A 22,305-nucleotide genomic window follows, 5' to 3' on the forward strand; every position below is an offset into this window, starting at 1 on the left:
CTTATGAATGATCGCCGCGTAACGCCACAATCCTCAGAAATTCGTAATTTGTTCGACCGCATTGCACCAGTCTACGACCAGCTCAATAATTGGTTAAGTCTGGGTCAACACCGTATCTGGAAGTTGATGGCGGTTAAGTGGAGTTCCCCACAACCAGGAAATATTTATTTGGATTTATGCTGCGGTAGTGGTGATTTAGCTCAGTTGCTAGCGCGGCGGGTGGGAGAAACGGGTAAAGTTTATGGAGTGGATTTTTCCCCAGCCCAATTAGCGATCGCTCAAACGAGGATTGCGGGTATATATCCATTGCCATCAATCAACTGGGTTGAAGCAAACGCCCTAGATTTGCCCTTTGAAGACAATTATTTTGACGGCGCAACCATGGGTTACGGCCTGCGTAATGTGACAGATATTCCCCAATGCCTCAAAGAGTTGTGCCGTACTCTTAAACCAGGCGCTCAAGCCGCTATCTTAGACTTTAATCGCTCAACTCATTTGCCAGTGCGTGCTTTTCAGCAATGGTATCTGGAAAATATTGTCGTGCCTTGTGCTAAAAATTTTGGCTTGACGGAAGAATATGCCTACCTAGCTCCCAGCCTAGAGCGGTTTCCCACAGGATCAGAGCAGGTAGCGTTAGCTCTCAAATCAGGATTTGCTAAGGCAACCCATTATCCCATTGCTGGTGGCATGATGGGAGTTCTAGTTTTGAGTAAAGCCTAAAATAGAGATTGTTAGTCTTTTGTCATTGTTCATTTGTTCTTTGTCCTTGGTAGTCAAGCAAGTGGTTAATGGCAGATGACTAATTTACTTACTTTCTAAGTTGCCTGTAACTGGATTGCTGTTTTGGATCTGTCTCACCTTTGGCCGCTCCTTCTTCCTCCGATAGCAGGGGGAATTATTGGCTATTTCACCAATGATTTAGCCATCAAAATGCTCTTTCGTCCCTATAAACCTATTTACATCGGCAGGCGTCAGCTACCTTTGACACCCGGTTTGATTCCCCGTAATCAAGAACGGCTTGCTAAGCGCATTGCCGACACCATTATGGGGTCTCTCCTAACACCGACGGAATTACAATATTTAGCACGGCGTCTCTTGCATACTGAGCGTGTCCAGGGCGCAATTTCATGGCTCTTAAGGCTAGCACTGGAGCAAGTTCAATTAGATAAGGAGCAGAAAACTGCCAAAATTCTTGCCGCTATACTCCGAGACTTGCTAGGAGAGTCGTTACCACGCTTCCTGAAAGTCTTAGCGCGGCGCGAAGATTTTTTAGAAGCCCAACTTAATCAAATTTTTGACCAAATTTTATTGGAGTTCCAGCTTGATAAGCGACAGGCTAATAAGCTTTCTGAGTGGATTTTACAGGTAGCGCTACCACCAGACGCCCTGCGGCAAGCTATTGTCGATTTTTTAACTGATCGTAATATTCAAATAATTGACGAAGGTTTTCGTGAGAAAACCAGTGGCACCTACTGGGTAATTGCCAATTTGTTTGGACTACGCAACACCTTGACGCGTTTACGAACCTATTGCTTAGACGAGAAGGAGGCAACTAATGCCCGCTTGGAAGAATTAATTCATGCTCTAGCAACTCGTGATCGTCTGCGAGGGTGGCTGCAAAGTCTCTCTTTGCAAAATTTGCCGGTGTCAACGGCGCGCCAGTTGCGTAAAACGATGCGTGACGCGGTTCGCACCTACGTTCAGGAAAAGGGCCCAGACTTACTGCTGGGACTGAGTCAATCGATTGACTGGGAAAGAATCGCCGCATTAGCCCTTAACCGCCTACGGCAGTCAGCTACGATGACGACGTCCCTGGAGATGATTAGCCAGGAACTAGCATTGATTTTAGAGCGCTATTTGGAGAAAGACCTAGAAAAAATTGTGGCTCAGGCAATTCCGATTTTGTCGATTGATCAGGTAATTGTTGACCGAGTTAAAGCTACTTCCCCAGAAGAACTCGAAAGTACAATTCAGGGTATTGTTAAAAGTGAGTTGCAAGCAATTGTTAATTTGGGTGGTGTTTTGGGCGTGATTATTGGTCTAGGGCAGACTGTCTTATTACTGTTGCAGTAGACAAGAAGAGTTAGGCAATCAAGTTTATCGGCGTAAACCGAACTCAGCCAAGAAAAAGTCCCAGATTTTGGTTAGTGGCTTGATCTTGTAATATTTGCCTTGGATATCGCTGGCTTTCTGCCTTTTTATGTAATTTTCCTGGATACTTAATCTTACTTTGCAATTTCCAGAGTATTTAATTCGCCAAAAGTAAATTTAAATGTCGTTAGCTGATGCTTTAAGTTTAAGCTGCTAAATTAGTAATTGAAGCCACTAAGCTTCTAAGACAGATAACCCAAGGAAAACAAGGTTCAAATTCGACTTAGGAGGTAAAACTGTTTAAGTCACCATCTGTCTCATTAAATACAGCAGCACCCCTCGAAAATACTGATATTTCCTAAGCTAGTACATTGGGAGCAATGCAACTGGAACCTTTGGTTTAGTGCAACTCTGTGAAAACTGCCCAATCCAGGAAATCCCTCGGTAATTCTGCTGGGGTGCTGTTGTTTTGGTAACTATAAAAATTGATCCCATCAATAATAAAACGTTAAGCCAAACTGGAAAAAGCGACTATTTCCGCTCTTTTTGTCCCAGCTCATTTTCCCCGAAAATTTGTTATTGGCCGAAGCTAACTAGGGTGCGTAATCAAGACAACTAATAGCGGCTTCAGAATTAGCGACTGAGGGATGTAGCGTACACTTAAGGCGATGATCATTAGTAAAAAATTGACAGTTGCTGCAGGGAATTTGATGCATGCGCTTAGCATTTGCCCAGCTTTCTTTAACTATCTTTAAAATAGTCAACACAAAGAGGAATACTAAACCCCAACTCAGACAAAAACAGATTGGCACCAGAAAAGGCTCTAGCGCCCTGATCAGCGGGTAGAAAACTTGAAACATAAGCTTAACTTTGCTTTACAAAGAACAGAAAAGAGGGGTTTTTCCTATTTCCTAAAAAGGAATGTCATCCAAATCTTGTTCGCTTTCTGAGTTTGCCGCAGTCTGGTTCGGCACTCTAGTAGGTTCAAAAGTTGGCTGAGTGGTAGTTTCATAATCTCTCTCTAGGTCATTATCCTCCGACATCGGTGTCGATGACCTGTTTGTCCTTAACATTACAACATTATCGGATGTCTTAGAAGAGGCTGAGTTATGCTCATCGACACTTGGAGAATAATCGCTTACTGGTGATTCAAAATTGGCATCTGCTGCCAATTTATGAATGCGGTAAGCAGTCAATTCCGCGCGTTTTTCTTTAAAGCCTTCAGAGCGATCAATAACATTCATCCTAAGACTTCCTTCAATTACCACCTGATCACCCGTCCGATAGTTTTCCTTAATTTCCGTGGCAAAATTACCCCAACCAACTACTTTTAAAGTTATCGGTGCTTCCTCAGCCCGCAAACTGTCAAATTGAACTAGCATCTGAGCTATGGGAGTTTGATTGTCAGAGGTGTAACGGAGTTCTGGATTTTGGATTATTTGCGCCATTAAGATACAGCTATTCATAATAAAAACTCGGCTGAATACCCTTTTTTCAATTTTTTAATTGATCAGGACAGCCGCCTCCACAATGTTTGATGTTTTCAGCTTCTATCATAGAACAAGTGTACCAAAGCTGTCTTTTTACTCTTAAAGAAGCCCCTTCCATACCGATAATGGTTGGAAGGGGACAAGAGTACTATTTCCTCACCTATTGTCTAGCTCTATCCTGTCAAGATTGCCCTTGGAGAATGCTCGGAAAAAATTGAAGAAAGTTTATAGGACGGCTTCAGCTTTGGAAGCTTCTACCCCCTGCTCTTTTTCAACGAACTCCTGGACATAGTTGCGATATTTTCTGAGGTTCTCATCAACCCACTCTCGATCATCGCTATTAGCAAAGATATGGACTAGAGGTTCTCCAGCATCGGGCAAAATTAACACCCAACTATCGTTGTGGTGATCGATGATCTTAACTCCATCGATTAGCTCTAAATTTTCCGCAGGATGAGTTTCCACAAAATAACGCATTAAAGCCCCCTTAACAGTCCAAGGGCAGCGAATTGTGTAGGTTTTGTGGCAAACTCGTGGTAGCTCCGAGCGAACCTGAGCCAGGGATCTCTCTTGCACTGTCAGCATCTCAATTAACTTGGCAATGGAGAACATCGCATCAAATCCTGGATGTAGCTCTGGGAAAATAAAACCCATTTCCCAACTGCCTCCAATCACCACATTGGGGTTAGCCTGGGACGCCTCCATCAACGCTGTCGGATTGGCTTTGGTGCGAATCACTTTGCCGTCATGACGTCGGGCAATCTTTTCCACTGCTGAAGATGCTTGCACTGGTACTACTACCGTGCCTCTAGGATGAGCCGTCAGCATCAAGCTGACCATAAGTGCTGTCAAGATCTCACCTCGAATCGGTATTCCCGACTCATCCATCAAAATCAGCTGTTCCCCGTTCGCCGATACCTGCACACCAAAATTGGCTTTTAGTGCCTCGACTACGTGACCTAATTGAGTGAGCAGTGCTTCTTTTTCGTCAGTAGAGATTGATGTTTGATTCAAACTGGCGTTAAGCACTACTGCATCGCAGCCAAACTTCGCCAATAGCTGCGGTAGTACGGCACCTGAGACAGCGTAGGCATAGTCAATTACTACTTTTGAGACACTGTTGCGAATTGCTTCTAGGTTGGTATGTTTAGCAAACCCAGTGCTGTAGATATCTATTACCTGACTAGGATAGCTGACATTACCAATTTCGTGAATTTGCGACCGCCGCAAGTCTTCCTTAGAATAAGCACCCTCAATTTTCTTTTCTTTTGCCTTAGAGATATTAATGCCTTGGGAGTCAAAAATCTCAATCAGAATAGAATCAGGACGATCAGGATGCACCCGTACATGGACACCCCCAGCAACACCCAGCGTTGGTACTACCAGGCGAGTGATGGGAATTGCCGTTGCTTCCAGATTCTGGACATTGACCCCTACCGACATCAAACCAGCGATCAAAGAGCGGGAAACCATTCGGGAGATGCTGCGTTGGTCACGGGAAACCGCTACATTGGAGCCTGGTTTTAAGGTCGAACCATAGGCAGCTCCCAGCTTGACAGCAAACTCTGGAGTGATATCGATATTGGCTAAGCCTTGGACGCCGCGTTGACCGAAAATATTGCGTTGAGCAGTACTTCCCCAAATTAAATTCATATTTAACGTGGCACCTGATTCAATTTTCTTGCTAGGCCAAACACGGACACTGGGGCTAATTTGCGCTTCTTCTCCAACTGTTGAGAGAGCTCCCACAACAGCACCTTCTAAAACATGAGCGCGACGATCTACTCTCGTGCCTCGCGAAATCACGCAGGCACGTAAATGGGTTTCTTCACCAAGAATTGCGCCATTCCAAATAATTGGTCGCTTGAGGTTAGCGTAGGCCCCAATGGTGACATTGTCACCGATCACTGTACCTGAAGAGATCCTGACGTGTGGACCAATACGGCAGTTACTACCAATTAGCACCGGAGTTTCAATTTCGGCGGTGGGGTCAATAAAAGTGTTTTGTCCGATCCAAAATCCTGGGCTTTTTTCTTCGTAAGTAAAGTCCAGCTTAACTTTTCGGTGCAAGCCATCATACTGCGCCTCGCGGTAGGCATCTAGATGACCGACATCACACCAATACCCTTCCGCGACATAGCCGTACATCGGCTCATCTTTTTCTAGCAGCAGAGGAAACAAGTCTTTAGAAAAGTCGCACTCCTCGCTAGCTGGCAAATACTTCAAGACGGAAGGTTCTAGAATATAAGTCCCGGTATTGACCGTATCAGAAAAAATTTCGCTGGTAGAAGGTTTTTCTAAGAACCTCCGAATACGCATTTCTTCATCGGTGATTACTACACCAAATTCAACCGGATTAGGAACACGATTCAAAACCAGCGTCGCTTTTGATTTCCGGCTTTTATGGAATTCAACGGCAGCAGTTAAATCAAAGTCTGTAATGCTGTCGCCACTAATTACGAGAAATGTGTCATCAAGTAACTCATCAATATTTTTGACACACCCGGCAGTACCTAAAGGTTGGTCTTCCTCAACGGCATAGGTCATTTGCACACCCCAGTGAGAGCCGTCTTGGAAGTAATCCCGCATGACATCCGGGAGGTAGTGCAGCGTAGCAATAATCTCCGTGATATCGTGCCGCTTGAGTAAGTTGACTATATGTTCAGCGATGGGTCGATTGAGTATGGGAACCATCGGTTTGGGGAGATCGCAGGTCAGCGGCCTCAGACGAGTTCCCGAACCGCCAGCCATCAGCACTGCTCTCATAAATTCTCCTATTCGCTCGCTTCACGGTGTATATCTGGTGTGATTTTATGTTGCCTTGGTTGTTGATAGTCTCCGATGAGGATGAGAACTAGGGCATCCTCCCCAAGACAAGAATTAATCTGAAAATGGTTACTTTTTTCATTGACGGGTGCAGATTTGGTTATGAATCCATGGACGACATCTCATCTCAGCAGCCGTATGTGATTAGAGTGTTGGAAATTTGCGTGTCAGCACGCTTTTTTAAGGGGCAGCTAAGTAAACTTTTGCTGCCCGTCTACTCCTAAGAGTGACGCCACAACTGAGCAATGGATAGACTAGAACAGGATCAATGTTACTTTGAGCTGTAGTTAGAATCAATTCCGTACACTACCCGGAAATGTAATTTACATTACACTACATTGCCAACCTGTACTGTGCTGGTGACTAGGATCACTGACCGAAAAGGGATGTAGAGTGTGCAGCCTCTGGCTTCTAGACCTAAAATAGAGTATTAACTCAGCTATAGGGTACGGTCGATAGCAGTAGCATCCAAGCCGGTTAGTGTGGTGAGCTATGGGGTAATCGAAGAGCTTTGACAAAGTTAACTTAGTCAGTTTTCTTGGGGATTGATTGAATCATGCTAATCATTGTTTTGATGTTGTTCGGGATCTATGGGTACGGTGGTTGGAAATTCTGGAAAGGTTTTGGGCGAACCAATTTCAACCCCAGTTTTACCAATCGGCTTTCTTTATCGCTTTTGTGGCCAGTGTTGATTATTACTAATAAGCCCTATCGCAAAAACTTTACTAAAGCCCTTAAAGGTTGAGAAACAACTTATATATCGGAGATTTTTGAGGACGATTGCAAGTAAATGACGGACGTCTCTGGCTAATTGGTGGTACGACAGAAAGTGCCACCTTAGCTAGGGAAATTACCGCTGTTGGTATCCCCTGTACTGTGACTGTTACCACGGCAGCAGCAGCAGATCTTTACCCTCAAACACCTAAATTAAAGGTTGTCGTAGGGCGTCTAGATGTCTTAGAACTAGATCAGTTTTTGCAGGAGCATTTAATTACTGCGATTCTAGATGCTTCCCATCCTTATGCAGTAGCAATTTCCCAAATGGCGATCGCCACGGCATCTGAGCGGCAAATTCCCTATTTACGGTTTGAGCGCCCAGTTATTGATTCTCAGCCGCCAGATTCACAGACGATTTTCCTCGAAAGTTTTGCCACCCTGCTCGCTGGTGACTACCTCAGCCAACACCGGGTGTTACTTACTGTAGGTTACAAAGCCTTGCCCTTATTCCGCGACTGGCAAGAACACTCAACCCTATTTGCTAGGGTTCTTCCTTCTATCTCTTCCCTAGAAACCGCTACAGCCTCTGGATTTAGTGCCGATAGAATTATTGCCCTGCGTCCTCCCATAACCCCTGAGTTAGAAAAGGCACTCTGGCATCAGTGGAACATTTCACTTGTCGTGACTAAGGCTTCTGGCGTTGCTGGGGGCGAAGATGTCAAACGAGCCGTTGCTGTCCAACTCGGCATTCCCCTAATAGTTATCACTCGCCCAATTGTTGACTATCCACGGCAAACGAGTAATCTGTCAACAGCACTAGATTTTTGTCTGCGCTATGTTTCTAGCGAATCTTGTCCCGGCTAAATAATTAAGTTAGTTCCGACCAATTTTGACTACCCTTGAGTGTGTCGATCAGGAGATCTACACTCAAACCTTTCAAGCTGTAGCGGCTTTATGTTAGGAATATCGGGGTTAGGAAGTCAATGATAATTTATGTCAGAACCAGTAGCTAAAAGTTCCAATTTACTCAATCAAATCCCCGGACGTGCCTATCTGCTCCTTGCCATCATCATCTTCGCTGCAGCCAATTCAGTGATACGCAAGTTAACACAACTGGGTGAGCAAAACTTAATTAACGGCAGCAATCCCATTTCCTTTTGCAATGTGCTGTTTGTAGGAAATATCTGCGCCTTAATTGCTCTGATTTTAATTTATCGCAAACAATGGAATATTGAAACTTTAAAGCAGTTGTCTTGGACAGATTGGCTAGGCTTAACTGGGGTAGCTATCCTCTCCGGAGCACTAGCCCCTGCTTTGACCTTTATCGCCCTTGACCTGACAATGGTTAACAATGTGGTTCTGATTGGTAGAATTGAGCCACCTCTAATCCTCGCTTTATCGATTTTTTTGTTGGGGGAACGAGTGAACCGTTGGGTTGTTGCTGGCGCAGTCGTTTCCTTTGTTGGTGTTGTATTGACGATATTACTTCAGGCTCCAGAAACCGAGATGGTTGATATGGGAGGATTCCAGATTGGTCAAGGAGAACTCATGGCAGCAGGGGGAGCTATTTTTCTAGCCTTTTCTACCATTATTAGTAAAATTAAGCTCCGCCAGATTCCCTTGGGCATCTTTAGTATTTTCAGGATGGCGATGTCCTCTTTCGTTTTCTTTGTGTTTGTCCTAGTGCTGTTTGAGCCGAGCCATTTTTCGGATGTCTTCTCACCATTCTTGTGGCAGTGGATGTTGGTTTATGGCATGGTAATCGTCGTTGGAGGACAATTATGCTGGTTTACAGGTTTAAAGACAACTGGCGCGTCTGATGTTTCTTTAGCTAGCTCTTTTAGTCCGATTGCTGGTATTTTAGGGGCCTATTTACTGTTGGGCGAAGTTCCGACTATGGCTCAATACATTGGGGGCAGTGTAATTATTGTCGGTATTGTCTTGAACCAAATTGGCGTTTCTCGCAGACTTGCTGAAACCACTACTCAACCAACGGTTAGTCCTGCCAAGGAAACGGATATGGAGGTCGGTTTCAAAGGAGTTTAATGATCTATTAAAGCTAAAATTCACTGGGTTTTCTTAATCAGGCTTTATAGTAGAGGGCAATAGTAACTTTTTGGGGAAACAGGCTCTAGCTATATCAAAAACATAGGCAGTTAGTTAAATTTGCTTAATCTCTATAGCTGTAACTGTTGCTTGGGTTTATTGTTCTAGTTTCAGCGGCTGTTTCCATAATGTTTTGCCAAGAAGACACCTGTTCTGACGAGAGTTGACTGATTAGAGTGGTCAGAGCAGTAATTCCTTGCCTATTGAAAGCTCTAACTTTTTCGGGAGCTATATTTTGGCCCTTGGTAACTCCATTTGGTGCCGCTTGTTTCTCTTGCAAGACCTGGCAAAAAAACTCGTATTTTTCCTTCAAAGCGCTTTCTGTTTTAGCTGGATCAAATTCTGGAGGAGTTTTGAGCCTAACCAAAATGGCATTATCTTCAACCTCGTGAATGGTCTTAATTTGCAGATGTAAGTCCTCATTTTCCGTTTCAGTTTTGAGGCAGTAAGCCAAAGCAATCCAGTTAACTCCCTCCGGAAAGACTAAATCAATAGTGGTGAAAGCTTTTTGAAATTGCATGGTAAACTCCCCTGAAGCAAAAAATCCGCTACTGGGGAGGCGTTTTTGTTGACCTTCTTGTAGATAAACGTAGCCGCAAATTACACCTTGGAGATTTGTCGTGTAATTAGTACGCCAATCAGCTAAGCAAACTCCGGTCAATATTGCCTTATGGAAGTTAGCATTAAAGGCATGAGTTTTTTCTAGATTTACTTCGCTCAATTCGGCTTCGCTGAAGTTAGCCCCGATTAGCTCGGCTTCCCTCAGGTTAGCTCCAATCAGGTTAGCTCCGGTGAAGTTAGCTCCGGTGAGATTAGCTCCACTCAAGTTAGCCCCAATCAACATAGCTCCACTGAGGTTGGCTCCACTCAGATTAGCTCTACTCAAGTTTGCTTCATTGAGTTTTGCCATTTCCAAATCTGCATCAGACAAATCTGCATCAGACAAATCTGCCCAAATTAAGTCCGCGTTCCTGAGCTCTGTCTCGACGAGTTTTGCTTCTCTGAGTTCTACCATACTCAAGTCCACTTCACTGAGGTCTGCCTTGCTCAGGTTAGCCCCAGCGAAATCTGGTCTTACTTCACGGTTAGTTGTCCTCCACCTATTCCAAGCGTGTACTCCTAGCCTGAAGAGGATCAGTAACTGCTCCATATTTGCCATATAGCACAAGCTCTCTGATTTACTGTTGGTCTAGTCAGTAAGGGTATAGTCACAACTCGTTGATGGAGATTAAGCTCTGATGCAGGTATATATACTAAGTCCTCTCTTTTTCGTCAGAAGAGGATTAGCCATCAGTGAGGAAACTCTAGGGTTTACCTTTTAACTTGTGCCTCAGCTCCCATAAATTATCTATCAGAAATCTCCGTCTTAGGAACATCTTTCCTTCTAGAGCAGATCTCCCTAGCGAGTACTAATAACCAAACTCACTAGTAAGTAATACCAGCGTAGCTTATGTAAAACAGGAAATAAGTAAGTAAGCATTAATCAATACATTTATTGCTTACTTGCCATGATTGTTGTTCAGTTTGGCTGCACAATACTAAATCATGAAATATCGACCCTAATCAACTAAGGTGTATCAACTTTTAAGTGGCGGGGTATCACCGAGATTTTAGGGAAGATTGTCTCGAAAGATCACTCAAAATGTTTATTTAGACCAGTTTGTAGATAATAGAACCAGTCTCTGGATGATTGTCAATTTGTAGTAAATCTTCACTACACAAATACTCAATAGTATTTTTCACTTCGGCAATAGATTTCCCCGTGACTAACACACAATCTGCCATCGATACAGCACCACCACTATCTTTGACTAGCTGAAGAATTTTGTGGACATCAGATTGTTCAGCTACAGCATTGGCGGTGTCAATAGTTGGGGGCATTGGTTCTGGTATCCTAACTATGACTTGTGGATTGGCTGAGACACTATCCGGGCTGCTGTGCAGAAGCTTATACTTCAGGTTTTTATCTTCAACCATGCCTGGAATTAAAGCCAAGTCTATCAGTTGACCAACTCCAAAAAAACCAAACGTGAACAGCCAGAAAAATCCGCTAACGTACTTACCGTTGTAAAAGCGGTGGACTCCTGCGAGTCCAAGCAGCGAAGTACACCAAAGAAGGTAGGAAACTCCTATACTCCTCATTTTCTTTTTCCTTTGGGATAATTTAGTAAAGTTTGTTATTTAACTGGCTAGTTAGAGGGTATATTCCACTTTTACCGCACTCTATATAACTCCACCGTGAGGTTGCGGATTTCCGGATGCTTTAGACAACAAATATCTTGCTGCAAAGGTTTCATAAATACTATTTGACAACTACTAGGCAAAGGCAAGTCACAGATTTTATGGGCTGGAATTTTTACTTGCTCTGCCTGAGTTTAGGGACACTTAATTATATGATAGCTATTTTTTCAATTCTGTTGTGCTTAATTGAGAGTAAGGAATTTCTCCAAAGACTCAACCATTGCTGGTGGCCAACGGCGGATATTTTTCACCCAATCTAGATCTTGGTAACGTTTGTCTAAACCAATAGCCGCCACCCAATTGCTTTCAGCTTCGCCTTTTTTACCCTCTGTCCAGAGTGCTGCTGTTATTGCTGCCCGAACATCAGGAAATTGTGGGTATTTGCGGATAATATTACGCATCTGGCGGATTGCGTCTTCTCTCTGACCAGTCTGATAGAGAGTCAGGGCATAATTAGCACGAGCAAAAGCAAAACTAGGTACTAACTCAGCCGCTTTTTGGTAGTTAGCCAGTGCCTCCTCCCATTTTCCTTGTCCGGCTTGGGCATTACCTAGATTGTTGTAAGCCATGGCGTCCTTGGGGTCAATTTCTAGCACCCTTTTGTAGTCAGCAATGGCATCTTCCCAGCGTTGCTGCCCTTCGTAAGCCGCACCGCGATTAAGATAGGGGTCAGTAGCCTCAGGAGCCAACTCAATAGATTTATTGTAATCAGCGATCGCTTCAGCTAATTTGTATTGACTTACTCTGGTATTGCCCCGGTTACTCCAACCTACTGGGCTCTCTGGCAACAACTCAATTAACTGAGTCCAGTAATCTTCAGCAGCGATAAAGTTACCTAGATCCGTCGCAGTAAAAGCTTTCTGTCTGAGGTCATTAACTTGCTGAATTTGAGCCTTAGTCAAATCAGGGGTCTGGGCCTGGGCCATTACTGGCTCAGCTACACAAAAGATTAGTAGTGCACTAAATAAAGTCAGAATCCAGCGAATCATAGACAAGATTGAGCAAGCCGATAGTTTGGGTAATTGATAAGCAAGCGTCTGAGATGAGCTCTTCAGCATTTTTCTGCCACTGTTAAGCAGCAAAATTTTTCTCAATGGAATGCTTTGCTACTCATATCGTAAATGTTTCCGAGCTGCGGGGGTAGCAACACGACCACGGGGCGTCCTGTGCAAGAAGCCGATTTGTAATAAGTAAGGTTCGTACACTTCCTCGATTGTTTGGGTATCTTCTCCCGTGGCTGCTGCTACCGCCTCTAAACCTACTGGCCCTCCATTGAATTGTTCAATCATCACCTTCAGTAATAATCGGTCTGTCCAATCTAGACCACTGGGATCTACATCAAATACTTTGAGTGCTTCAGCGGCAACCTGTTGGTTAATTGGTTCAAGTCCCTTAACTTGAGCATAGTCCCTTACCCTCTTCAGGAGTCGGTTAGCAATCCGAGGTGTTCCCCTAGAACGACGGGCAATTTCTTCGGCACCATCCTGAGTAACTGATACTTTGAGAACCTCGGCTGTCCTGTGCACGATTAAGGTTAATTCGTCTGGTTCATAGAAACGCAGTCGCTGAATCATACCAAAGCGATCGCGCAGGGGAGATGTCAAAGAACCGACTCGTGTGGTTGCTCCTACTAAAGTAAAGCGCGGTAAAGGGATACTACGAGTTCGAGCGCTTTGACCTTTACCGATAGTAATATCTAATCGATAGTCTTCCATCGCCGGATATAGTAGCTCTTCGGTCATCCGTGATAAGCGATGAATTTCGTCAATAAACAGGACATCTCCTGGCTTAAGATTCACCAAAATGCCGACAATATCTCGCGGACGCTCTAAGGCCGGCGCTGCTGTAATTTTACAGTTAACCCCCATCTCCGTCGCCAAAATCAGCGACATCGTGGTTTTTCCTAAACCTGGTGGTCCATACAAAAGTAGGTGATCTAATGCCTCATTTCTCCCTTTAGCCGCACTGATCCCAATTTCTAAAACATCCTTTAATTCTTTTTGCCCGATGTAATCAGCTAATCGCTGGGGTCGGATACCTTCTTCTTGGTTACCAGTTTCGTCGGCTGCTGCTGTTGCCTGCAAAAGGTCTTCGCCTGTCTGCTTAGTCTTACTTTGATTATGGCGACCCTTTTTTTTGCGACTTGAGTTGGGTTGTCGGTCTGGTTCTTGAAACTGTTCTCTAAAGGAAGTTATCGCCATGACGGGTTCATAACTAAAAAATATTGTTGGCGTAGTAGGGGCGTAGTACGTAAGGAAAGGTTTAAATTTATAGGGATGGAAAGTTAAATTTATATTTCTTACTGCTCATTAAAAATATTTAGTCAGTGAGATCAATATTACTTTTGAGGTTAGCCAGACTCGGATTCAAGGATACTTTGAAAGTGATATTTCCAGCTGTAACCTGCTTTGCGTGCCAACCTTCAATAAAATGACCAATGCTAGCTAAACGAATCTTACCTTGCCTGGATGTGAAAGCTGGGCGAGTTGTCAAAGGTGTCAATTTTGTTAATCTTCAGGATGCTGGTGATCCGGTCGCCTTAGCCCAAGCTTATAACGATGCTGGTGCTGATGAACTGGTGTTTCTCGATATCACTGCTACTCACGAAGACCGAGACATCATCCTTGATGTTGTCTACCGCACAGCAGAACAAGTATTTATTCCTTTGACAGTAGGGGGCGGTATCCAATCCTTAGAAAATATTAAATTATTGTTAAGGGCGGGTGCTGATAAAATCAGTCTAAATTCTGCTGCTGTACGCAATCCAGCTTTAATTAATCAAGCAAGCGATCGCTTCGGCTCTCAATGCATTGTAATTGCTATTGATGCCAGACGCCGCCAAGATCCGAGTAATCCAGGATGGGATGTTTTCGTGCGAGGGGGCAGAGAAAACACGGGAAAAGATGCCGTACTTTGGGCAAAAGAAGTCGCATCTCGTGGTGCTGGCGAACTTTTAATCACTAGTATGGATGCTGATGGAACCCAAGCTGGTTATGACCTGGAACTGACACGCATCATTGCCGAACAAGTACAGATTCCCGTCATTGCCTCTGGTGGCGCAGGCAATAATACTCACATTTATCAGGCGCTTACTGAGGGAAAAGCAGAAGCCGCTCTTCTGGCTTCTCTCCTACATTATGGGCAATTAACTGTTTCGGAAATAAAAGCTTATTTAGCAGAACACGGAGTTCCTGTAAGGCTATGACCGTGATAAGTTAAGTTTCTTATATAAAGGTTAATTTACGTGACAAAAGCCGCACAAATGGGGTCTGTTTCGCAATTTAAACCACTGCTAGAATATAGGAACTGTTATATTTCGTAAACTATGTTGATTGCTATTTTAATTTTTGATGTTGCTCTGGTAGCGTGGTCGCTGCACCTGATGCAGGAAGCTTTCGATAATAAAGAGTTTTCCCTGATGCTAGCCGGTACGCTGGTAGCGATGTCAGCGGCTGCTATGTTAGTGGTTTACTTTCTCATGGGTAGTTATGTCGGCTATCTTACCCAAATGGCTCAATCCATAGGTCCATTGTATTAAGGCGATGGCTTGACAAAACCCAGTTATGCAGTCATCATAAAGGACGCTACGCGGGGCTATAGCTCAGTTGGTAGAGCACCTCAATGGCATTGAGGGGGTCAGCGGTTCGAATCCGCTTAGCTCCATAGATTTTTAAAGGAATAGCTTTTGTCGGTAATAGGTGTTCTCATTGTCGGAGCAGAGAGTGAGGCTATACCTTGAGTGAGTCAAACAGGAGTGAAAAAACACAACCTGCGGTCTGTAGCTCCGTTGTACTACCAGCCTCTTATATAGTTAATGCCGATTTCAGAGAGACCATTATCCAGGTTGATTGCTTCCTAGAAAAAATTTTGACCAAGAAGGTGATTTTTCTACAAGGAAATTCTGTTACTTGTAGCCCCTCGCTGATCAGTTTATACTTCTCCCTTAAACCTTTTCACTCAAAGCATTTAGCTTTTATCTGAAAGCAACCAGTTAATTGATAATGGTGTCGATTCTAAAGATATTGGCTAAATTGAGAGCTATATATGGTAGCAAAAATTGATCAAAGATGAGTCATGAGCAATGAGTAAATTTTACACTCAAGACTCAGGGCCAGGAGGGGCACCGCCCCTGGATTACTCAAAACTCTTTTAGGGAAACCGTTATGGGGACGGAACAACAACAGCGAATCCTGGGCTATTTCGTTGAGGAGGCAAAAGACCATCTCAACACAATTGAGCAGGGTTTGCTAAATCTGCAAAGTACCATGGAAGATATCGAAATGGTGAACGAAATCTTCCGTGCTGCCCATTCTGTCAAAGGTGGAGCAGCAATGTTGGGTATTGATTGCATTCAGCAAGTGGCCCATCGCCTTGAGGACTGCTTCAAAGCCCTAAAAGAGTCACCAGTCAAAGCAGATTACCAACTAGAATCACTTTTTTTACAAGTATTTGATATACTGCAGTCGCTAGTAGAGCAACTACAAAGACCTTTTGGTCTCACAGAGGAAATAGCCAGAGATATCATGGCGGATGCCGAGCAGGTTTTTGAGGAACTCAATACTCATCTGACACAGCTAATTAAGAAAGCAACAACTTCTCAAGTTGCCCCAAATAAAGTAATCCAAGCCGTTGACGAGCCTCCCAGCCTGGTAAGGAATCAGGTAAGCCAAAAAACCTCTATACCTTCTGGTAAAAATACCAAAGTGCCGTCGCTAACCTTTAAGAGAGAAGTCCTACTGCAGTTACGAGAAATGATACGTCTGTTTAAACAACAGGACAATCAAACAAGTCGCCAAGCGTTGCAAAAACACTGCCGCGTTTTAGCAAATCTGGGTGAGGGGAGAGATTTAAGCGGTTGGAGTGAGTTAATCGAGGTATCAAGAGTCGCAATTACTCGTCCCCAAAATTCCTACAACCAGCTTGCCAACTTGGTGATCAAAGAAATTAAACAAGCCCAGGAGTTAGTAACAGCAGGTTGCTCGGCTGAAATTGCCCCTAGTGACAAAATGAAAGCACTAACACCAGATTTCCGAGCCAGCAGGTTCGTGACAGCATCTGATGCTAACTTGTCGCCAAAATCAATTGCCCCTGATGCGATCTCCAATACAAACAACGCAGCAAAGGGTAGTGTATTTTCAGTAAACAATTCCGCTAACAAACCAGATACCTATATTCAAGAAGACAACACCCAAATTCAAGAAAGTGTTGCCCAGGAGTTGAGCGAACAGAACTTCACGCAAGACCACACAGCAAGGTGGAGTAACGGGGGTAATAATAGAGTGACAGATCCTACTAAGCCATCCACATCCAGCACTCCAGAAGTCGGCATGGCAGAACTTAACAGTCTGGCAGATATTTTTGAAGGTCAAACTCCTGATTTAGAGGAGACTTGGCAAGAAGAAGAAATTATCAGCCTAGAGGACACTTCTTGGGCACAAGAACTCGGAGAATCCCTAAGTTCAGATGATCAAAGAGATTTTGATGAACTCATGGATGAGTTAGATAACTGGGAAAGCTCAGGAAAAGATACCTCTAATGAAGATTTGACGAATTGGTTAGGTGATGAATCCCTAGAAGAGTTCACTTTGGACTTTCAAGACTCAACAGAATCGCCGCCAAACCAGAGTCAACCTTCATTAGAATCAGGCACAACTGAAGACTTAGCAGATCTTTTATTTAAGGATGAAAATTTAGACCAACTAGCAAGTCAACCCTTAGACACCAACGACTTGAGCAGTTTGTTTGATACAGAGAGCTTTTTTACAGAAAATACCTCTGGGGCAGACAAAAGAGCGGAATTACAACCACAAGAATTGGCATCTCAGGATCCATTAGCAATACAGAGGAGCTTTGGGGATTTATCAAGCTTGTTTGAGGATAATGAGGAGCCTGAGCAAAATGCTCCAGAGGATTGGCAGCAGTGGGAATTTAGCCTAGATGATCAGCAAGCGACTGGGACACTCAATAACTCTAGTCTTGATTTAGAGCCTAGAGTTATTGAGTGTCCCTCCCACGAGGAAAAGATCGAAAACTCAGATTTTGATGACTTATTTGATCATGAGCCAATCTCCTCAGTTGAGCTGTCTCAGGATTCTGAATTAGGTTCTCTAGATGTTGAGGATTTGTTTGCTCAATCAACAGAAAATGACTTAGAAGGTTTTGAGCAACCGTCTCTACTATTAGACAAACTTGAGCTGGATTCTTCGCCGGAGCAGGAAACAAGCTCTGAGTTTGAGCCTTTAAATGACTTACTCGATGATTTAGATAGACAACAGAGCAATTCGGTTGTGGTTGATAGCCAGCCAGAGGCTGAAGAATTATCTAGTTTATGGACTTCTCTAGAAGAAGATAGTTCTGATACCACGTCCGAGGAAAACCGATCCGCAGCCGCTATGGCTTTTGAGTGGGAGTTAGAGTCAGATGACGAAGCAATAACCGATGCCCTTACTCCCGAAAAAAAATTAGGAGCAACAGAAGCCGAGAATCTGGAAGAGCTCCTGGCTACTCAGACAGATGAACTCAACGATATTGAAAGTGATGAGTTAACTGAGGAACAATTCGCTCGGTGGAACTTTGAACCTGAAATCAAGCCACAAGCCACTCCAGGAAATTTAGTAGAAGCAACGGATTTAAATGATATCTGGGCAGCAGAAATTGCAGCAGATTTATCTTTGGAGACAGAGGAAGATTACCAGGCTCAGAGTGCCGCAGTAACTAATACAGCTAGTGAGTCCGAACTTCCCTTAGATGAGTTTGAAGAGCTAGAGGCAATGCTAGCATCAGCTAGATCGGAAGCCAGTGCCACCTCATCAGCCAATGATATCTTTGACGAACTGGAGATGATTTTAGGCGAACCGCCACCCGCCTCAGCTAAACCCTCAAGTGCGCCCGCACAGATCCAGGCTGAAGAGGAAGATACTACTGAAGACGAATTTGAAAAATTACAGGAGATGCTGGAAGAAGCTACCAAGCTAGCAGGCCCTCCCCAACCGAGAGGCGAAAAGCGACCAATTCGTCCCATGGTTCGTCCTCGTTCTAATCCAGTGATTGAGCAGACGATGCGAGTACCGGTTAAGCATCTTGATAGCCTGAGCAACTTGGTGGGAGAGTTAGTGGTAAGTCGCAATAGTTTGGAACAAGACCAAGAACGGTTGAGGCAATTCCTAGATAATCTATCACACCAAGTATCAGCACTGGGTGACGTTGGTACAAGAATGCGGGATTTATACGAGCGCTCCCTCCTGGAAAGCTCTTTGCTAGCTAGTCGCCAGAGCTATCGCTCTGCATTCACTACAGAGCGCCCCTCCATTAATAATGAATCTTCAGATGCAGAATACCATCCCCTGGAAATGGATCGCTTTACGGGTTTCCATTTGCTCTCTCAAGAGATGATCGAGCTGATTGTCCAAGTGCGGGAGTCGGCCTCTGATATTGAGTTTTTGGTGGATGAAACAGATCAGGTTGCCAGAATACTGCGGCAGGTAACCACTCAGCTACAGGAAGGACTAACGCGATCGCGTATGGTGCCTTTTGCCCACACAGCCGATCGCTTACCCCGTGCTGTACGCGAAATTTCCCTCAGGCTAGGCAAAGAGGCTCAAATGCACGTTGAGGGTCGAGAAGCTTTGATTGACAAGATGATTCTTGAGCACCTTTTTGACCCAATGACTCACTTAGTCAACAATGCTCTAACTCATGGGATTGAGTCACCAGAGGTACGCCGCGCCTCTGGCAAGGCACCTGCTGGTCACATTACTCTCCGGGCTTTTGTGCAGGGGAATCAGACAATCCTTTCTATTGCTGATGACGGGGCAGGTATTGATCCAGAAAGAGTGAGAACTAAGGCAATTGAAAAGAAACTCATTGCCCCAACAGAGGCGAGAAGCTTAACGAAGTCAGATCTTTATGACCTATTGTTCCACCCTGGTTTTACCACCATTGATCAAGCAGGAGAGTTTGCTGGTCGTGGCGTTGGCTTGGATGTAGTGCGCACCAAATTAAGTGAAATTCGCGGCGCAGTTCACGTTGATTCTCAAGTGGGCAAGGGAACCACTTTTACAATTCGTCTGCCCTTAACCCTGAGTATTTGTAAAGCACTCTGCTGCCTGAGTAATCGAGCTCGTATTGCTTTCCCCATGGATGGAGTAGAAGATGTACTGGATGTATCTCCTGATTCGATTAAGATTAACTCAGAAAATAAGACCTGTATCCAATGGCGTGAGACTTTACTGCCATTCCAACCTCTGGCAGATTTACTCAAGTACAATCGTCAACTCAGCCGGGCCACCGTCTACGGTAAACGGGAAGATGACCTGATCTCGATTGTGGTGTTACGCAGTGCTGGCAGATATATCGCTCTCCAAGTAGATCAAGCCCTAGGTGAGCAGGAAATCGTAATTAAGCAACTTGAAGGCCCAGCGCCTAAGCCAGCTGGTATCGCCGGGGCTACTGTCTTGGGGGATGGTCGGATTATGCCGATTGCTGATGTCATGGAACTGATTGACATTGCTGAGGGAACTCCTCGCGGTGTCACTATTTGGCAGCAGGACGAACCTTCTACACCGATTGCAGAGAATGTACCAGAAACTAAGCCTGACCCGATAGTTTTGATCGTAGATGACTCGATTACAGTGCGATCGCTTCTAGAGATGACTTTCACTAAGTCTGGTTACCGCGTTGAACAAGCTCGTGATGGTCAAGAAGCTTGGGAAAAACTCCGCTCTGGTTTACCTTGTGACTTAGTTTTCTGTGATATTGAGATGCCAAGAATGAACGGTATAGAGTTGTTGGCTAGACTGCAAAAAGATGATGATCTGCGCCATATACCAATCGCGATGCTGACTTCTCGCGGTGCTCAACGGCATCAACAGGAAGCATCTAGGCTGGGAGCTAGAGGCTACTTTATCAAGCCGTATCAAGACGAGGTACTACTTGATGCTGCCCAGCGCATGGTTAAAGGTGAGGTACTTTTTGGCAATAGCAGCAAGAGTTAACTCAATCTTCAGCAACTATCTTTGAGAGGGGGCTAAAGATTGGTGTTGGGTTGCTCTCACTGGCCTTGAACTCCCCAGCATAAAGCTTGATATTGAGCAGGGTTTCCATACCTGGCAATCTTTTTTGGTTATTGGCTTGCTGAAGTAGGAACTCATGGTCAATGATTAATGACTCATGAAGAAGGACGGAGGGAAAAAAATAGTGAAATATCCGATACTGAAGAAAAAACGAGTTAGCTACGGCTTGGGTACAGTTCTGATGGCATTATCGATTTGGGGACTCACTGCCCTGCCTAAATCGGCTGCCCAAGCTCAGGACAGGGAGATCAGCGTCGGGATTGTGCAACGATTCGCAGAAAATCCTACCGACAAGTTAACCCTACAAGCGACACCCGACAATAATCTCACCATACGCTTTCTCTCAGGAGATATGCAACCTCAAACACTACAAACTAAGAGTTTGATAGTAGAAACAGTAATGCAACCACTACCATCACCAGTAGTAGAAGAGCATTTGGTTTTGAGCAACCACGGCACCTTTGAAACGGCAGAAGATAGTGCTCTTCAGTGGCAACAGCGCGGTATTGAAGTCGAATTAACACAGCCTGGACGTTGGCAAGTCTGGGCAAAACAGGACGTCTATAACACACCTCTACTGCGACGCCTGCTCTTACAGAGTCTCAAAGCTCAAGGTGATACAACCGCCTATCTCGATACAGAAATTCTTAAAGAAGTGCCAAGAATATCTTTTGTTCTCGGTGGCTATCGCTACAATCGCCATCAGTTAGAGATTTCGGCAAGCAACAATCTTATTCAAGTAAGTCAAGGTGAGAAACAACAAAACTCTCGCCTCTATGCAGGCAGTATGCGACTTCAAAGCAATGCCTACGGCACCTATACTCTAGTCAATCAGGTGCCCCTAGAAACCTATTTGCGTGGTGTAGTACCTAATGAAATTGGTCAAGGTGCACCCTATGCAGCAGTGGAAGCTCAGACAATTCTTGCCCGTACTTATGCCCTGCGAAACCTACGTCGGTTTGTTGCTGACGACTACGAAATTTGTGCCGATACCCACTGCCAGGTCTATTATGGACTGACTGGTACATCTTCCCTGGCTGACCAAGCAATCACTGAGACTAAGGGTTTGGTGCTAACTTACCAAAATGAGCTGGTCGATGCCTTATATTCTGCGGTGACTGGCGGTGTTTCCGCTCCTTTTAGTGATGTCTGGAATGGTTCAGAGCGTCCCTACTTAAAAGCTGTGGTAGATTCCCCGAACTCAATTTGGAATTTGTCGCAAAAATCTCTAGCAGATGAAAAGAACTTCCGCCAGTTTATTAATTTGAAGGAGGGGTTTAATGAAACTGGTAGGAGTGCCTTTCGCTGGAGTAGACAAAGTAGCCTAGAACAAATCACAGAAGATCTACAAAGCTATCTTAAAAAGGTAAAACATCCACTGGCTGACTTCACCACCGTTAAGCAGATGCAAGTGGTAGAGCGCTCCCCAGCAGGAAGAATTCTAAAATTAGTGGTAGAAACCGACAAGGGACTGATTGAAATCAAGAAAAATGAAGTCCGTAGTGCTTTTGGCCCTCCCCGCAGTACCCTCTTTTACCTGGAACCAATCTATGGAGCCGATAAAACCCTTAAAGGTTATTCTTTTGTCGGAGGCGGTTTTGGGCATGGGGTAGGTTTAAGTCAATATGGTGCCCACAATTTAGCCAAACTCGGTTGGACAGGAGAGCGGATTCTTAATTTCTACTATCCTGGAACTAAAATTCAGCCCCTCAATGATTCTGTTGTTTTCTGGCAACAAGCTTCTCCAGCAACCAAGCCGTAAG

14 protein-coding genes and 1 tRNA gene are annotated in these 22,305 nt (G+C 44.5%); 9 read left to right on the forward strand and 6 right to left on the reverse strand.

From position 1 onward, the window contains the following. The first annotated feature begins 3 nt into the window (after positions 1–3). Positions 4–720 carry a bifunctional demethylmenaquinone methyltransferase/2-methoxy-6-polyprenyl-1,4-benzoquinol methylase UbiE gene (gene ubiE / locus ACT7WV_RS13695; protein ID WP_445103425.1) on the forward strand — a complete coding sequence of 239 codons (717 nt, stop codon included), beginning with the start codon at positions 4–6 and terminating at the stop codon, positions 718–720. Between the two features lie 123 nt (positions 721–843). After that, entirely contained in the window at positions 844–2,073 is a 1,230-nt protein-coding gene (locus ACT7WV_RS13700; RefSeq protein ID WP_445103426.1) for a DUF445 domain-containing protein, read from the forward strand. 929 nt (positions 2,074–3,002) lie between these two features. Here the strand turns inward: ACT7WV_RS13700 and ACT7WV_RS13705 are convergent. After that, positions 3,003–3,539, reverse strand: coding sequence for a single-stranded DNA-binding protein (locus ACT7WV_RS13705; RefSeq protein WP_463424167.1), 537 nt, complete (start codon positions 3,537–3,539; stop codon positions 3,003–3,005). A 267-nt stretch (positions 3,540–3,806) separates the two neighbouring features. Beyond that, a complete protein-coding gene (locus tag ACT7WV_RS13710) occupies positions 3,807–6,347 on the reverse strand; it encodes a sugar phosphate nucleotidyltransferase (RefSeq protein WP_445103428.1) in 2,541 nt (846 codons plus the stop codon). Between the two features lie 840 nt (positions 6,348–7,187). Here ACT7WV_RS13710 and ACT7WV_RS13720 point away from each other — a divergent pair. Beyond that, positions 7,188–7,988 carry a cobalt-precorrin-6A reductase gene (locus tag ACT7WV_RS13720; protein ID WP_445103430.1) on the forward strand — a complete coding sequence of 267 codons (801 nt, stop codon included), beginning with the start codon at positions 7,188–7,190 and terminating at the stop codon, positions 7,986–7,988. 129 nt (positions 7,989–8,117) lie between these two features. After that, complete coding sequence (locus ACT7WV_RS13725) at positions 8,118–9,170, forward strand: DMT family transporter (protein WP_445103431.1); 1,053 nt, start codon at positions 8,118–8,120, stop codon at positions 9,168–9,170. Between the two features lie 124 nt (positions 9,171–9,294). Here the strand turns inward: ACT7WV_RS13725 and ACT7WV_RS13730 are convergent, their stop codons facing one another. The 4 genes from ACT7WV_RS13730 to ruvB form a co-directional block, all read right to left on the reverse strand. After that, positions 9,295–10,389 (reverse strand): pentapeptide repeat-containing protein, encoded by a 1,095-nt coding sequence (locus tag ACT7WV_RS13730; RefSeq protein ID WP_445103432.1) that lies wholly within the window; start codon positions 10,387–10,389, stop codon positions 9,295–9,297. 491 nt (positions 10,390–10,880) lie between these two features. Beyond that, positions 10,881–11,372: an NINE protein gene (locus ACT7WV_RS13735; RefSeq protein WP_445103433.1), complete on the reverse strand. Its 492-nt coding sequence runs from the start codon at positions 11,370–11,372 to the stop codon at positions 10,881–10,883. Between the two features lie 281 nt (positions 11,373–11,653). Then, on the reverse strand, positions 11,654–12,460 hold the full coding sequence (locus ACT7WV_RS13740) for a tetratricopeptide repeat protein (protein ID WP_445103434.1): 807 nt from the start codon (positions 12,458–12,460) through the stop codon (positions 11,654–11,656). 117 nt (positions 12,461–12,577) lie between these two features. Next, positions 12,578–13,672 carry a Holliday junction branch migration DNA helicase RuvB gene (gene ruvB, locus ACT7WV_RS13745; protein ID WP_445103435.1) on the reverse strand — a complete coding sequence of 365 codons (1,095 nt, stop codon included), beginning with the start codon at positions 13,670–13,672 and terminating at the stop codon, positions 12,578–12,580. A gap of 236 nt (positions 13,673–13,908) precedes the next feature. Here ruvB and hisF point away from each other — a divergent pair, with 236 nt between their 5' ends. The 5 genes from hisF to ACT7WV_RS13770 all read left to right on the forward strand — a co-directional run bounded on the left by hisF (position 13,909) and on the right by ACT7WV_RS13770 (position 22,304). Next, on the forward strand, positions 13,909–14,676 hold the full coding sequence (gene hisF, locus ACT7WV_RS13750; protein WP_445103436.1) for an imidazole glycerol phosphate synthase subunit HisF: 768 nt from the start codon (positions 13,909–13,911) through the stop codon (positions 14,674–14,676). A gap of 120 nt (positions 14,677–14,796) precedes the next feature. Continuing rightward, a complete protein-coding gene (locus ACT7WV_RS13755; protein WP_445103437.1) occupies positions 14,797–15,009 on the forward strand; it encodes a hypothetical protein in 213 nt (70 codons plus the stop codon). Positions 15,010–15,061: 52 nt separating this feature from the next. Further along, positions 15,062–15,134 (forward strand) — tRNA-Ala (locus tag ACT7WV_RS13760). Between the two features lie 500 nt (positions 15,135–15,634). Beyond that, entirely contained in the window at positions 15,635–20,464 is a 4,830-nt protein-coding gene (locus tag ACT7WV_RS13765) for a hybrid sensor histidine kinase/response regulator (protein ID WP_445103438.1), read from the forward strand. Between the two features lie 259 nt (positions 20,465–20,723). After that, entirely contained in the window at positions 20,724–22,304 is a 1,581-nt protein-coding gene (locus tag ACT7WV_RS13770) for a SpoIID/LytB domain-containing protein (protein ID WP_445105645.1), read from the forward strand. The last annotated feature ends 1 nt before the right edge of the window (position 22,305 follow it).

The sequence above is a fragment of the Symploca atlantica LB2515 genome (assembly GCF_052546295.1).

What these genes read in the sequence shown, in the direction of transcription:
- ACT7WV_RS13755 (WP_445103437.1), top strand. Translation starts at nt 14,797, where the DNA reads ATGTTGATTGCTATTTTAATTTTTGATGTTGCTCTGGTAGCGTGGTCG.
- ubiE (WP_445103425.1), top strand. Translation starts at nt 4, where the DNA reads ATGAATGATCGCCGCGTAACGCCACAATCCTCAGAAATTCGTAATTTG.
- ACT7WV_RS13740 (WP_445103434.1), bottom strand. Translation starts at nt 12,460, where the DNA reads ATGATTCGCTGGATTCTGACTTTATTTAGTGCACTACTAATCTTTTGT.
- ACT7WV_RS13770 (WP_445105645.1), top strand. Translation starts at nt 20,724, where the DNA reads ATGGCATTATCGATTTGGGGACTCACTGCCCTGCCTAAATCGGCTGCC.
- ACT7WV_RS13710 (WP_445103428.1), bottom strand. Translation starts at nt 6,347, where the DNA reads ATGAGAGCAGTGCTGATGGCTGGCGGTTCGGGAACTCGTCTGAGGCCG.
- ruvB (WP_445103435.1), bottom strand. Translation starts at nt 13,672, where the DNA reads ATGGCGATAACTTCCTTTAGAGAACAGTTTCAAGAACCAGACCGACAA.
- ACT7WV_RS13725 (WP_445103431.1), top strand. Translation starts at nt 8,118, where the DNA reads ATGTCAGAACCAGTAGCTAAAAGTTCCAATTTACTCAATCAAATCCCC.
- ACT7WV_RS13735 (WP_445103433.1), bottom strand. Translation starts at nt 11,372, where the DNA reads ATGAGGAGTATAGGAGTTTCCTACCTTCTTTGGTGTACTTCGCTGCTT.
- ACT7WV_RS13730 (WP_445103432.1), bottom strand. Translation starts at nt 10,389, where the DNA reads ATGGCAAATATGGAGCAGTTACTGATCCTCTTCAGGCTAGGAGTACAC.
- ACT7WV_RS13765 (WP_445103438.1), top strand. Translation starts at nt 15,635, where the DNA reads ATGGGGACGGAACAACAACAGCGAATCCTGGGCTATTTCGTTGAGGAG.
- ACT7WV_RS13705 (WP_463424167.1), bottom strand. Translation starts at nt 3,539, where the DNA reads ATGGCGCAAATAATCCAAAATCCAGAACTCCGTTACACCTCTGACAAT.
- hisF (WP_445103436.1), top strand. Translation starts at nt 13,909, where the DNA reads ATGCTAGCTAAACGAATCTTACCTTGCCTGGATGTGAAAGCTGGGCGA.